Raw genomic sequence first — 12642 nt, forward strand, 5'->3', positions numbered from 1 at the left:
ACAAGGATCGGATTAATGATGTAAACAAGCACACTGGTTGTTATTTCAGCTAAACAACGGACGCTTAAAACTGTGGCAGACCTTGTAGCTTGTAACACTCAGGCTGTACGTCAGAGCAACTCACTTCTAATTATCCGTGCGATGGAAGTCAGGTCTGTCTGGCGCTGCATGGCTTCACTTTTGCTGATCCCTTTAATGGCTTCATAATCATCCAGAAAAAAGGCACTATCGTATTTACTGGAACGACTGCATTTGACATAAACCAGTACATAGCAATATTGAAATATTTGGTCCAATGAACGGAAGAAGTCGATGTCGCTGGCGCTGATGTTTGGCTTTACCGTTTCGTTGAGACGATTGAGATAAACATGCTTGATATATACTGAGCGACCATTGCGAGAGTACTTGGCAATATCATGAACACCCTGATTAAACACGGTTTTAATTGTTACGTCGCTCAATGGGACTAAGTTTGAAGTAAACATATCCGTGCCGGATTTATGAGCAGACGTAGCCCACGACTTAAATTGTTCAAACATGTCTTGGCTCCTTCAAGTGTTATTATTCAATAAGTTATCTGTACAAGCTGCAACTTCCTTTGGTCTTACCTTCATTCAGGTAAGTGCATGCACCTGTTGTTATCATGTTAAATAATAGCGCAGTTAAATATTAATGTGTTCATTATTTTTAACTTAATTAACGGTAAAATTACTACCCATTTGGGTGGGGTAGAGAAGTGCGTAATCCAGGTTATCAAATTGTTTATTTTCTCTTGGTGGATTTCTGGTCAGTTGAACAGCGTTGTTAAAGAGTGAGCCTGAGGTCTGAACTTGACATTTAGGCGCTCTGAAAAAGCGGCAGTGTTTTTTACTATGCTAGAGTTTTACAGACAGACGAAGGAAAGGACTTCTTTATGCAAGCTGTTGTATATATTATGGACTCCATTATGGCTTCAGCGCCTTATGGCACTTTATACGTTGGTGTAACTGCACACTTGAAACTTGTAGCCTGTACTCTATCTCTCATTCCTACCATTGGCTATACCCTTTTCTCCGTCATCCCGTGCTCGACACGTGATCTACTCACTTACGACATTAATGGTATGTATTTTTTTAGTTACGGTACTTAGACAACTGATTGGTGTTTGAGTCGTTCCCGGCTCGGAGGGATCGGTGACGAAAGGATTTAGTTTTGCTGAAACATAAAACGAATGAATTACGTGGGTTAGCGTTGTTTGATTGTAAAACACCACAGTGTTGAAGAGGCTGGAGCAAAGACCGCGTACCTCACTTTGTTTACTATTCATCAAAGCAGCGTGATTTGGAGAATTGTTTCTGTGGTCAAAAATTATCAGTGCCCTAGAATTGGTTTATTCATCAGGTGTTGAATTAATCGCCTCCTTCATGTTTCGCTTTTGGGATATGAGCAGGCGCAGACAGGAGCAATATGAAAACCCGAGGTCGTCCCGATAAAAACGATGAAGATGGCAGAGCACGTCTGGTGCTGGCTGCCAGGCGCTGTTTTACCACTGCACCTTATTCGCAGGTAACCACGCGTATGCTGGCACAAGAGGCCGGTGTGGACGCGGCGCTGATCCGCTATTACTTCGAAAATAAAGAAGGCCTGTACAAGGCGATGTTTATGGAGGTCACTGGCGAGGTGATGTCAGGTATTGAAAAAGCACTAGGTAATGGTGAGGCGTTTGATCTGGAAGATATCTTTCATATTTTCTATGGCGTTATCAAACAGTCGCCGGCGTTTCCAATTCTGATGTTTAAAGAAATTGTGCTTGAACAAGGGATCTGCCGAGATTATTTGATAGAGAGAATCGAGAATACCCGAAAGCCACTTTTCTTCAATATGTTGAGCCAGCTTAAGCAGCAAGGGCTGATCAAAGAAGAGCTGGATGAGCGGTTGCTGATGTTGAACCTGATGGGTTTGATGATATTTCCCTGGTATATGCGAGAGAGTATGGCGACTCAGATGGGCATAGAGTTTAACGATGAGCAGCTGTCAAAGATGGCAACCCATAACGCCAATATGTTCAAGTATGGCTGTTTCAAAGAGCGAGATAAAAATGAAAATTAATTGGCTACAAAAACGCTGGTTGCTTGTATTACCTTTGTTAGGTATTGCGATTTTAATTGCCCTGGCTTCGGGGAAAAAGCCGCCGCAAAAGCACAACAAAGGTGCAACTGCCTTATTGGTCGAAACGGTAGAGGTTAGGAAAACCCTTATCGAACCCTATGTGACGGGCTTTGGGCGCGCACGGCCTAAGGAGCGTTGGCAGGCGCTGTCAGAAGTGACTGGCCGGGTTATTTATCGCCACCCCAATCTTGAAAAGGGTAAAGCCCTTAATGCTGGCACTGTGTTACTCAAAATCGACCCCATTGATTATGAACTTAAGTTGGCACAAGCCCGTTCAGATCTCAATTCTGCTAAAGCGGAATTATCCCGTACTCAGCTTAATGACGAAAAACTGTCTTTATCTTTACGCTTGGAAGAGCAGCGCCTGAGTGTGTTGCAAAAAGAGCTCAAGCGTAAGCAAGGTTTGCTTAAATCTGGTTCAGTGTCTGCTTCTACAGTGGATGCCGAGCAGGCGAATGTCTGGGCTCAGGAACAAAAAGTGCTGGATGTTCGTAATGCTGTAGATCAACACCCTGACAACATGGCGGTAGCAGAAGCCAAAGTAAAACTGGCGCAGGCCAGGTTAAGTGAGGCTGAGCGTAAACTGGCAAAAACCACCATCACTTTGCCGTTTGATGCCCAAATAGCAGCCGTGAGCGTTGAGATGCAACAGGTCGTTGCAGAACGTGAGAGTCTGGTGACAGCGCATCGGACTGACTTAATGGAGATCCCTGTACAGGTTGCGTTGAGCGACATGCGTTATTTTGGACAGTATATTGCGCCTAAGCTGATCCAGGGAGAATTCCCGGATGTACAAACCTGGGACCTGAACGCTGAGGCCAGCTTATATATAGGTAATAAGCAGTTTAGCTGGCAGGGCAAGTTGACCAGTGTCGGTGAAAGTATCGACCCAGAGGGCAACACTGTCACCTTGATAGTTGATGTGGCATTCGATTACAAAGCGTTCGAACCCGGAAAGCGCCCACCTTTGATCAGTGATATGTACGTACAGGTAAAAGTAAAAGGTGCTCCACGGCCTTTGTTATCGGTGCCATCCGAGGCATTACATGGCGACAGGCTCTATTTGCTTGAAGACGGAAAGTTGGTGATCCGCAACGTCGAAGTGGCATTTGAATCCAATGGCCGTACCGTGATCAGAAGCGGTGTCAGTGAAGGTGATGTGGTGGTGCTGAGTGATGTGATCCCGGCAGTGCCTGGCCGTGCGCTGCGTACCCAGGAGCAGGCATTATGATTGCTTATTTTGCCCGTCACCCGACCGCGGCCAATCTGTTGATGCTGGCCATCATAGTGCTTGGGCTGAGTGCACTCCCGCAGCTAAAGCGAGAAACCTTTCCCGAAATAGCGCCCAGCCAGATTCAGGTCAGCGTGCCGTACCCGGGTGCTAACCCGGAAGAGTCTGAGCTCGCTTTGTGTGTGCCGCTGGAAGAGGCCATGGATGGACTGAGCGATATAGAACAGATCAGCTGTGAAGCGCGCGAAAGCATGGCCAAAATGGTTGTCGAAATACAAGAAGGCGGTGATATTACCCGGCTGATGTCGGATGTAAAAACCGAGGTCGATGCCATAGATACCTTTCCGGATAAGGCCGAAAGCCCGGTTATCAAAGAACTTGGCCGGACTGAGTCGCTCATTACCTTAGCCATCAGTGCGGACCTGCCGGCAGCAGAGCTCAAAGATTACGCTGAGTCGGTAAAGCGCAAACTCCAGCGATTGCCAGATATTTCTTTGGTTGAGATCCATGGCTTTTCAGATCGTCAGCTGAGAGTTGAACTGTCTTTGTCACTGTTGCGCCAGTATGGGTTGTCGATAAACGATGTGGTTAGTCATATAGAGCGACAAAATATCAAACTGCCCGCTGGTAATTTAGAGACCAAAGGCAAAACGCTGCAAATTCGCTTTGACCAGCAAGGCGTGACCGCCAAAGAGTTAGGTGAATTGGTGATAGCCAGTACTCAGTCGGGCGGTCAGCTTAAGCTTAAAGACCTTGGACAAGTGATAGAGCGTTTTGAACTGGACGAGGCGAAAGTTGAGTTTAATGGCAAACCCGCAGCGTTGCTTAAAATCAAGAAAACCAAAGCGCAGGATGCGCTCGATTTGGTGGAGCAGGTTTATCAGTTTGTTGAGCGGGAACGGCAGCAAATTCCTGCCGGGATTGAGATGGCACTGACCTCAGATCAGGCCAAAATTGTCTCTGATCGTTTGACTATGCTCAGCACCAACTCATGGCAGGGCTTTTTGCTGGTGTTCGCCGTAATGTGGCTGTTCTTTACCTGGCGTTATTCATTCTGGGTATCGATGGGACTGCCTATTTCTTTTCTTGGTGCATTTTGGCTGATGACAGTGCTCGGCGTCAGCATCAATATGATCTCTATGGTTGGTATGTTGATGGCCATCGGGATATTGATGGATGATGCGATCGTGATTGCTGAGAGCATTGCCAGTCATGTTGAACGAGGGGAAGACATTGATGAGGGGGTTATTAAAGGTGTTAAGCAGGTTGCGCCGGGTGTTTTGTCTTCCTTTTTAACTACGGCCTCGGTGTTCGTCGGCCTGGCATTTATTGCGGGTGATATTGGCCAAATCATGAAAGTGTTCCCACAGATGTTACTGGCTGTATTGGTTGTGAGTCTGGTCGAAGCTTTCCTTATTCTGCCTAATCACCTGTTACATTCTCTGCACAACAAGCAGGAGGAAATGGCCTCTGGCTTCAAAGTGCGCTTTAACCAGAGGTTTGAACGTTTTCGCACTGAGGTGCTGGTTGAATGGGTTGAGCGGGCCGTCACTTATCGCTATGCCACAGTCGGAGCGGTGCTGGCCGTGTTTTTCCTGAGCATCTCATTGATGGCCGGTGGTTTTCTGAAGTTTAAGGCATTTCCTGAATTGGAAGGAGATATTCTTGAAATGCGGCTGCTGATGCCGCAGGGCACTCCATTGTATGAAACAGAGCAGCTGGTTACCCGTGCAGTGCATGAACTGAACGAATTAAACCAGGAGTTTACACCTGCACAGCCACAACAACAGGCGCTGGTTCAAAACGTCATAGTTGAATACAACAGCAACCAGGATGCCGGTGAAGAGGGAACACATGTTGCCACCGTGCGAGCTGATTTGCTTACGGCCGAAACCCGTAATACCAGCCTGCTTGAGTTACAGGACCGCTGGCGCAATGCGGTTGGCGAGATCCCCGGCGCGTTGGCACTGGCATTTAAGCAACCAGCTGTGGGTCCTGCCGGTCGAGCCATTGAAATTCGTCTGTACGGCAATGATCTGGCCATGTTATCGAGCGCGTCGTTCGCTATTCAGCAGGCACTGGCCGAATATGACGGTGTACAGAACCTGATGGATGATCTGCGTCCGGGTAAAGAGGAATGGCTGGTGCGTCTGCTACCCGGAGCAATGTCGCTGGGCGTAGATGGCGCAACCATAGCCAATCAATTAAGAACCGCTTTTTTTGGTCAAAAAGCGGATGAGTTTCAGCGCGGTGATGAAACCATAGAACTGGACGTAAGACTCAGAAAAGAAGATAAATCATCCTGGTGGCAGTTACAGAATTACCCCATCACCCTCGCTGATGGCAGACAACTGCCATTATCAGCCGTCGCGGAGCTTATTCCGGCGCGAGGCTATGCCCGCATTAACCGGGTCGATGGTCAGCGATCAGTCACCATTATTGGCGATGTGGATGCTGCGATTGCCAATACCGGAGAGATCATTGCGGCGGTCGACAAAGCTGTGGTTGCCCCGTTGCTGATTGAGTACCCTTCACTATCTGTGAGTTACGAAGGCGAAGTGAAAGAGGGCGGCAGCACAGGGGCGTCAATTGGTAAAAAGTTTCTAATGGGGCTGGTGGGGGTCTTTATTATTCTGAGTTTTCAGTTCAGAAGTTACATGGAGCCTGTGATGGTTATGCTGGCTATACCACTGGCGTTGATTGGGGCACTCTGGGGACATGTATTGCTGGGATATGACTTTACCATTCCAAGCATGATGGGGTTTGTCTCGCTGGCAGGGATCGTGGTTAATGATTCCATCTTGCTGGTGACTTATATCAAGGAACACCAAAAACAAGGACTGGATGCGCACCAGGCTGCGGTGCAGGCGGCGCGGGAACGTTTTAGGGCGGTGTTTATTACCACAGCGACGACCGTTGCGGGTATGTTGCCACTACTGCTTGAAACCAGTTTGCAGGCACAGATCTTACAGCCTCTGGTGGTGAGTTTGCTGTTTGGTATTGCAGCGTCATCTTTTCTGGTGCTGTTTATCTTGCCGTGTCTGTATGTGATCCTCGAAGACAGAGGTTTGGCGGCTCAACATCATCTGAATGAGTTACAGGCCAAGACTTAGACCGACCAGACGCCCTGAAGCTGTGTTTTGGGGTACACGGCAATAGAACTCCTTTATATGGCTGATAAGCAGAACCTATCAGCCATCTTTTCATTCCGCATCTTTAATACAGGTAGCTCTCTAACTCCGCCATTCAATGCGCGATACGGGATCGGTGGCCGGGGTGAAAAGAAGCTCATCTTTCGGCATGGCGCTGGTCAGGTAATGCCTTCATTCAAAAGTTTATATCAAAGTGTTGACCTAAAGTTATATTGAGGTTTTATCTTCGGTTTTCACTCAGCGCGATATCGCGTTGTAACGACCAAAAAGGAGAGAACATGAATTTAAATCAGGTAACGATGAGCGTCCATAATATGGAGCAGGCCGTCGAGTTTTATCTTAAACTGGGCTTTACCCAAATAGTCGATACGCCCCACTATGCACGTTTTGTTTGCCCGCAAGGAGAGGCGACTTTTTCACTGTCTCTGTGTGAGGACGATATTCTTCACAACACGACGATTTATTTTGAGCATGAAGCGCTGGAGGACTGGATTGCGATGATAGAATCGCGCGGCATCCGTTTATTACAAGCGCCAACTGACGAACCTTACCTGTGGCGAGAGGCCGTGGTGGCCGATCCGTCCGGTAACAAAATCAAGTTATACTGGGCCGGTGAGAATCGCCTTAACCCGCCCTGGCGGGTAGAAAAGCGTTATGCAGGTGAGTAACACAAGTCGCCGTATCTTGCTTGTGTAAAAGCAAAAAATGTTTTCTACTGGCGGTTCAATATCGCCGTAAACAGGAAGAACAACAATGATAGATTTCAGATCCGATACCGTTACCAAACCGTGTAAATCCATGCTTCAGGCTATGGTTGAGGCAGAAGTAGGCGATGATGTCTACGGGGATGACCCTACGGTTAACCATTTGGAGCAGTTTGCGGCGCAGCGTCATGGGTTTGAGGCGGCGGTGTTTGTCAGCTCAGGCACTCAAGCTAATTTACTGGCGATACTGGCGCATTGCGAGCGTGGAGATGAGTATTTATGCGGGCAAAATGCACATAACTATCGGTATGAGGCCGGTGGTGCGGCAGTCCTGGGCTCGGTTCAGCCGCAGCCGGTAGAGAATGAACCCGACGGCAGTCTGGATTTGCAAAAGCTGGCCACTTATATCAAGCCCGATGACTTTCACTTTGCTCGCACTCGGTTGTTGAGCCTGGAAAACACCATTGGTGGCAAAGTGTTAAGTTTGGACTATTTGGCTCAGGCACGCGCATTTTGCGATCAGCACAGTTTGCAGCTGCATCTTGATGGTGCCCGGGTCTATAACGCGGCAGTGGCACTGGAAGTCGACATTCGGGCTATTGCAGCGCATTTTGATTCGATGACGATTTGCTTATCTAAAGGCTTGGGCGCCCCCATTGGTTCCTTGCTATTGGGTAGCAAGACACTGATTAGCAAGGCAAGACGGCTGAGAAAAATGCTCGGTGGTGGCATGCGTCAGGCAGGTATTCTGGCGGCTGCGGGCCAGTATGCATTGGAAAACAACGTCGAGCGCTTGCGTGAAGATCATGACAATGCGCGCTATCTGGCACAGCGGCTCAACGAAGTGAACGGATTTGATGCGTCTGCTTACCCGGTTCAAACTAACCTGGTGTATGTGGATGTTGGCCAAGAAGTCGATATGCAGCGGGTGGCCAAGAACTTACTCGAACAGGGGATCCAGATCACACCTGGCTATCAGGGTATGAGACTGGTCACTCATCTGGGTGTTAGTCGTGCAGACATAGATACCCTAATTGAAGCGCTCAAAGCACAATAGCCTTCAGGCACTGGGTTATTGTATAGTGTTTTGTTGACCAGTTATTATAACTGTGTTAACAATAAGTTTTTATATAAGGAACATTACAATGAAACTGACACTTAACAAGAAAAAGCTTAAAGGCCTGACGGCTGACAGTAAGGTCTTGCCAGGTGCAATGACACCTCAGGTTGCGGGTGGTGCGTATACGAACCATCCTATCCTATGCTTTCCCACTATAGACCCAGCTTGTAATACCGACATACAAAAAGGCTGTCCAACTAACGGTGAGTGCTATACCGCGTATGGAGATCGTAACTGTCGGGTTCCGGCATAAACTCAGTTCGCAGGATAAGGACAATTAGCCCTGAAGCTGACAACAAGTCGTTGCCAAACAATATGACACCAAAAGTAGCGGACTACTATCCGACTGGTTTGGTGTTTTTGTCTGGCCCAACTATGCAACCGCATTGTACTGCGGCGGTTTATTATTGTTGTTCGATCCATGGTCAGTGCTATGTCTGTGAGTTTGTAAACTGCTCCGACCCAGGCACCTGACTGGGTCAAGCCGTAACAATAAAAAGCCAGGAGACCCCTGGCTTTTAACCCGATTGCGGTGATTTAACCCTGGTATAAAGTTAGTTAGTCAGGATCAGGTTTTCGAATAAATACAGCCGATTACTGTCTACTTGTGTTTTGCCTGCATCCAGATATTTCTGCTCAAGCATGCCATTGGTGGACCAGGTGGCAAAATCATCATCGTTCAGTACGCCCAGTCTTGTGTGATCAATTAACCACATACCTTCAAGCTTATCGTGCGGATAGCTAACCTGCTCAACCAGATCGAGCACCAGAGATTTGCTCACGGGCACGATCCCAGCGTCGTTTAAAGCGTCCCAGCCTTGTTCCATGACCACTTCTTCCAGTGTCTTGCCGTTCATCACTAACCCGAGCTGTTCATCCTGCACCATTTGTGGTGAGGAGACGACCTCTTCCAGGTTAGTGGCATCGCTCAGGTTGATTTTATAAATGCGCTTCATCGCGTCTGGCGTTGTGTTGTAAAATGCGCCATCACGCTCAATGACCAGAAACTCCGTCGCTGACAGGGCGACGATCCCTGAATTTGAGTTTTGATTCTTTTCCTGCTTATATAGGTATTGTCCTACCGCTTTGGTTTCCAGGTTAATCGTCACAATACGAACAATATCCAGGTCTTTCACGGCTTTTGACGGATTATATAAAGTCGATTGCATCACACCGACCAGGGTTTTTTCGTCAGGTGTAATGGCCAGACCTTCCATGCCCCGGTTTGCACGGCGATTGGCAAACTCAGCAGGCAGGTGCAGCGCTACGCGGTCATCTTCTGCAAATGCATTAATACGAGATAGTTCAACACCGTTGGCATCGTAATGGACGATATGTGGGCCATATTCATCACTGATCCAGAAACTACCATCCTTTAAGGCGACCAGACCTTCGCCATCCAGCCCATAGTCGTCGAGTTTGAGCGGGTTGTTTTGTGCATCATAAGGTTGTGAGTTATCAACCAAAATGGGGGCACCTTCTGCATCGTAAGGGGTTTCACCAGTACCGCCGAGATCTGAGCTGTTTGGCAGGCCTGTGATTGGCGTGCCATCTGGACGTTTGAGCAGGATCTCTTTTAGTCTCACTATCTGGCCATTGTTTTGTAGCTCAAATAAGCCGATACGAGGCGTGTAGTCTGGAGTCGGAAACTTTTTACCTTTGCCGTAGTCGCCTGTGTATGTGGCATTGGGGCCACGATCGGTGAGTGCATAGAATTGCGTATTATTGGTGGGGTGAGCAACCATGTCAGACCCATAGCCGCCGTTGCGTACTTCAAAGATGCTGCCTGCAATATCACCATTTTGCAGGTCGCTGCGCATTGCTGTATAGGGCAGTGGTGACCCCTGACTTGTCACAGGAGAGGGTTGGCATACGTAGTTGGTCTGGCTGATCTCAGACTCGCTCAGCGCGCCATTATTGTCCTTATCGATACCTGATTGCAGCGCAACGCCGCCAAAATAGCAGTGTTCATTGCCCATAGATAAGTTTGCCTGGTTCACCAGACTGGTCAGCCCATTAGCACCATCTGCTCCTTTGCTACCTGTTTGTCCGGTGCTGCCATTTAGGCCGTCTGTGCCATTGGTCCCTGCCTGTCCGTCTTTCCCGTCATCGCCATCACAGGCTGTCAGAGCGAATATCACAGATAATGCCAGCAGACTTTTAGTACCACATTTCATTGTTCGATCCTTTCTAATTATTGTGGCCAGAGCACGCGGGGAAGGCCAGCGGGTTCTGGCTGGTTAAGCATGAAAACTGCGAGGACTAATCTAAACGGGTACAATAACGAAATGATGACACTGTCCGTTGGTTGTTGTCGCCTGTTTGAATATGCTGATTTAGGTAATAAAAAAGCTGCAATTTATCCGCTACTTGTGAGAGTCTGAGGTAACAAGTATGAGAACAGCAGGACAGAAAAAATGAAGACAATCGGCCTGATCGGTGGCATGAGTTGGGAGTCAACTGTAAGTTATTATTCCTTACTGAATGAAGGAGTCAAAGCTCAGCTGGGAGGATTGCACTCTGCGAAAATTGTTTTGGTTAGTGTTGATTTTGCAGAGGTTGAGGCGCAGCAGCACAGAGGCGACTGGCAAGCTGCTGCCGACTTGCTGGCAAGTGCAGCGCAATCTGTTGAAGCGGCGGGCGCGGAGTTTGTGCTGATCTGCACCAATACCATGCATAAAGTAGCAGATGAAGTACAACAGGCCATCAGTATTCCACTTTTGCACATTGCGGATGCGACTGGTCAGGTGCTGGTGCGGGACAAGGTCAAAAAAGTGGGGCTGCTCGGGACACGCTTTACGATGCAGGAAGCCTTTTATCGAACCCGTCTGGAGGAAAAATTTGGCCTTGAAGTGTGCTTACCCAACGAGTCTGATCAGCAAAAGGTGCATGACGTGATTTATCAGGAGTTATGTCTGGGTAAAGTACTGGATAAATCTCGTGAAGATTATTTACGGATCATTGCTTCATTGCAGGAGTCTGGGGCCGAGGCAGTGATTCTGGGGTGCACCGAAATAGCCTTACTCATTCGTGACTCAGATACGGACATACCGGTTTATGATACGACTCGCATCCACGTACAATCCGCTTTGGAAGCGTCGTTAAAATAGCGGTACAGGCCCTGTTGCGTAACAACGCGTAATTGCTATTTTTATTATATTGAGCCAATCTAACTTATTGGTTATTAATAAAGAAAGAGTTTGGTTATGGTATCAATAAAAAAGGAAAAGCTGAGCTTTTATGAGCAAAATGGGTTTGTGCGCTTTGAACAGGCATTGTCGCAAGATTTGTTAGCGCGCCTGAGAGACTTATCGGTCAGGTTAGAAGACTCGGCAAAGGCGGATCTGGCAAACGGTGCGCTGCGCAATCAGTATTTTTTGTCGACGGAGTCTGACGAACCAAAGCTGTTTCGCTACAATGATCTGCTGTTTGATGACCCTGAGCTGGTATTGGCACTGCTGGCCAGCCCGACCATGATGGCCATCTGCGAACAGATGGTGGGGTTAGGCTGTGTGCCTATGCAGCTTGATTTGGTGTACAAGTATCCGCATCCACATCCCCATATTGCCTGGCATCATGGTGCGCCACATCCGCGCAACTACCCCTATTTAAATGTTGGAGTGTATCTGGACGATGCCGATCTGGACGATGGTTGCTTAAGGTATGTGCCGGATACTCAGCATGAGGTTTTAGATATTTATGAGCTATCCAGCCAGTACGGCTGGGATATTCCGGGTGTTGTGCAGCAACCAGCCAAAGCGGGTGATATTTTGGTGCAGGATATGATGATACTGCACAGCTCTGAGCCAAAAAGAAGTGAAGGCCCGCGTCGCACAATTTACATTGAACTGCGGCCGGTTGAGGGTATAGCCGAAAGTGCTATGCAAACAGCGCAATGGGCCGAACTCAGAAAACAATGGATGGCCCATGTGATTAAGGCTGCAGATCCTCAGGACGTGCCCGCGGGCTGGCTGGAGTATTATGGTGAACCGGAGCATGACTTGCCAACTTTGGTCACTATGATTGAAGAGAAGCGCGAATCACCCATCCCCGCTGTCTGGTCGCATCGTAATGTTGAACACCCGGATTACCCGACACCGGCGGATTTACGCTGACACAACATAACTGAAACTGCCCATTGAGTCAGGTGGAAAGGGAACCGTGTTTCCCTTTCATTGTGTTGTTTTTACCTCTTTTACTACTCTCCCCGACAGTAAACCGCTGAACTTTGCAACTTCCGGCAAAGTGGTATCTACCTGGTTTATAAATTTTAAGCTTTAGGTGCTT

At 48.1% G+C, this 12642-nt stretch carries 10 protein-coding genes; 8 read left to right on the plus strand and 2 right to left on the minus strand.

The window, feature by feature from the left end; translation table 11 throughout:
- Positions 1-110 precede the first annotated feature (110 nt).
- Positions 111-539 carry a hypothetical protein gene (locus PRUB_RS25245; RefSeq protein WP_010380912.1) on the minus strand — a complete coding sequence of 143 codons (429 nt, stop codon included), beginning with the start codon at positions 537-539 and terminating at the stop codon, positions 111-113.
- Between the two features lie 907 nt (positions 540-1446).
- Between PRUB_RS25245 and PRUB_RS25250 the strand changes: the two genes are divergently transcribed.
- The 6 genes from PRUB_RS25250 to PRUB_RS25275 all read left to right on the plus strand — a co-directional run bounded on the left by PRUB_RS25250 (position 1447) and on the right by PRUB_RS25275 (position 8608).
- Positions 1447-2088 carry a TetR/AcrR family transcriptional regulator gene (locus tag PRUB_RS25250; RefSeq protein ID WP_010380914.1) on the plus strand — a complete coding sequence of 214 codons (642 nt, stop codon included), beginning with the start codon at positions 1447-1449 and terminating at the stop codon, positions 2086-2088.
- A complete protein-coding gene (locus tag PRUB_RS25255) occupies positions 2078-3379 on the plus strand; it encodes an efflux RND transporter periplasmic adaptor subunit (protein ID WP_010380916.1) in 1302 nt (433 codons plus the stop codon). The genes PRUB_RS25250 and PRUB_RS25255 overlap by 11 nt, the downstream gene beginning before the upstream one ends.
- Positions 3376-6492, plus strand: a complete 3117-nt coding sequence (locus PRUB_RS25260) for an efflux RND transporter permease subunit (RefSeq protein ID WP_010380919.1) — start codon at positions 3376-3378, stop codon at positions 6490-6492. Before PRUB_RS25255 ends, PRUB_RS25260 begins: the two co-directional genes overlap by 4 nt.
- 317 nt (positions 6493-6809) lie before the next feature.
- Positions 6810-7199, plus strand: coding sequence for a VOC family protein (locus tag PRUB_RS25265; protein WP_010380923.1), 390 nt, complete (start codon positions 6810-6812; stop codon positions 7197-7199).
- Positions 7200-7284: 85 nt separating this feature from the next.
- The gene (gene ltaE / locus PRUB_RS25270; RefSeq protein WP_010380926.1) at positions 7285-8292 is read left to right on the plus strand and encodes a low-specificity L-threonine aldolase; all 1008 of its coding nucleotides are present in this window, start codon (positions 7285-7287) and stop codon (positions 8290-8292) included.
- A gap of 88 nt (positions 8293-8380) precedes the next feature.
- The gene (locus PRUB_RS25275) at positions 8381-8608 is read left to right on the plus strand and encodes a hypothetical protein (protein ID WP_010380928.1); all 228 of its coding nucleotides are present in this window, start codon (positions 8381-8383) and stop codon (positions 8606-8608) included.
- A 301-nt stretch (positions 8609-8909) separates the two neighbouring features.
- Here the strand turns inward: PRUB_RS25275 and PRUB_RS25280 are convergent, their stop codons facing one another.
- On the minus strand, positions 8910-10532 hold the full coding sequence (locus PRUB_RS25280) for an esterase-like activity of phytase family protein (RefSeq protein ID WP_010380930.1): 1623 nt from the start codon (positions 10530-10532) through the stop codon (positions 8910-8912).
- Between the two features lie 240 nt (positions 10533-10772).
- On the opposite strand from PRUB_RS25280, the gene PRUB_RS25285 reads away from it, so the two are divergent.
- Complete coding sequence (locus tag PRUB_RS25285) at positions 10773-11465, plus strand: aspartate/glutamate racemase family protein (protein WP_010380932.1); 693 nt, start codon at positions 10773-10775, stop codon at positions 11463-11465.
- Positions 11466-11561: 96 nt separating this feature from the next.
- Complete coding sequence (locus PRUB_RS25290) at positions 11562-12470, plus strand: phytanoyl-CoA dioxygenase family protein (protein WP_010380935.1); 909 nt, start codon at positions 11562-11564, stop codon at positions 12468-12470.
- Positions 12471-12642 lie beyond the last annotated feature (172 nt).

Origin of the sequence: Pseudoalteromonas rubra (genome assembly GCF_000238295.3) — a bacterium.
In the GTDB taxonomy this organism is placed as follows: Bacteria; Pseudomonadota; Gammaproteobacteria; order Enterobacterales; family Alteromonadaceae; genus Pseudoalteromonas; species Pseudoalteromonas rubra.

Bases quoted from the DNA above. Each gene is read 5' to 3' on its own strand.
- PRUB_RS25245 (WP_010380912.1), bottom strand. From the start codon at position 539: ATGTTTGAACAATTTAAGTCGTGGGCTACGTCTGCTCATAAATCCGGC.
- PRUB_RS25250 (WP_010380914.1), top strand. From the start codon at position 1,447: ATGAAAACCCGAGGTCGTCCCGATAAAAACGATGAAGATGGCAGAGCA.
- PRUB_RS25255 (WP_010380916.1), top strand. From the start codon at position 2,078: ATGAAAATTAATTGGCTACAAAAACGCTGGTTGCTTGTATTACCTTTG.
- PRUB_RS25260 (WP_010380919.1), top strand. From the start codon at position 3,376: ATGATTGCTTATTTTGCCCGTCACCCGACCGCGGCCAATCTGTTGATG.
- PRUB_RS25265 (WP_010380923.1), top strand. From the start codon at position 6,810: ATGAATTTAAATCAGGTAACGATGAGCGTCCATAATATGGAGCAGGCC.
- ltaE (WP_010380926.1), top strand. From the start codon at position 7,285: ATGATAGATTTCAGATCCGATACCGTTACCAAACCGTGTAAATCCATG.
- PRUB_RS25275 (WP_010380928.1), top strand. From the start codon at position 8,381: ATGAAACTGACACTTAACAAGAAAAAGCTTAAAGGCCTGACGGCTGAC.
- PRUB_RS25280 (WP_010380930.1), bottom strand. From the start codon at position 10,532: ATGAAATGTGGTACTAAAAGTCTGCTGGCATTATCTGTGATATTCGCT.
- PRUB_RS25285 (WP_010380932.1), top strand. From the start codon at position 10,773: ATGAAGACAATCGGCCTGATCGGTGGCATGAGTTGGGAGTCAACTGTA.
- PRUB_RS25290 (WP_010380935.1), top strand. From the start codon at position 11,562: ATGGTATCAATAAAAAAGGAAAAGCTGAGCTTTTATGAGCAAAATGGG.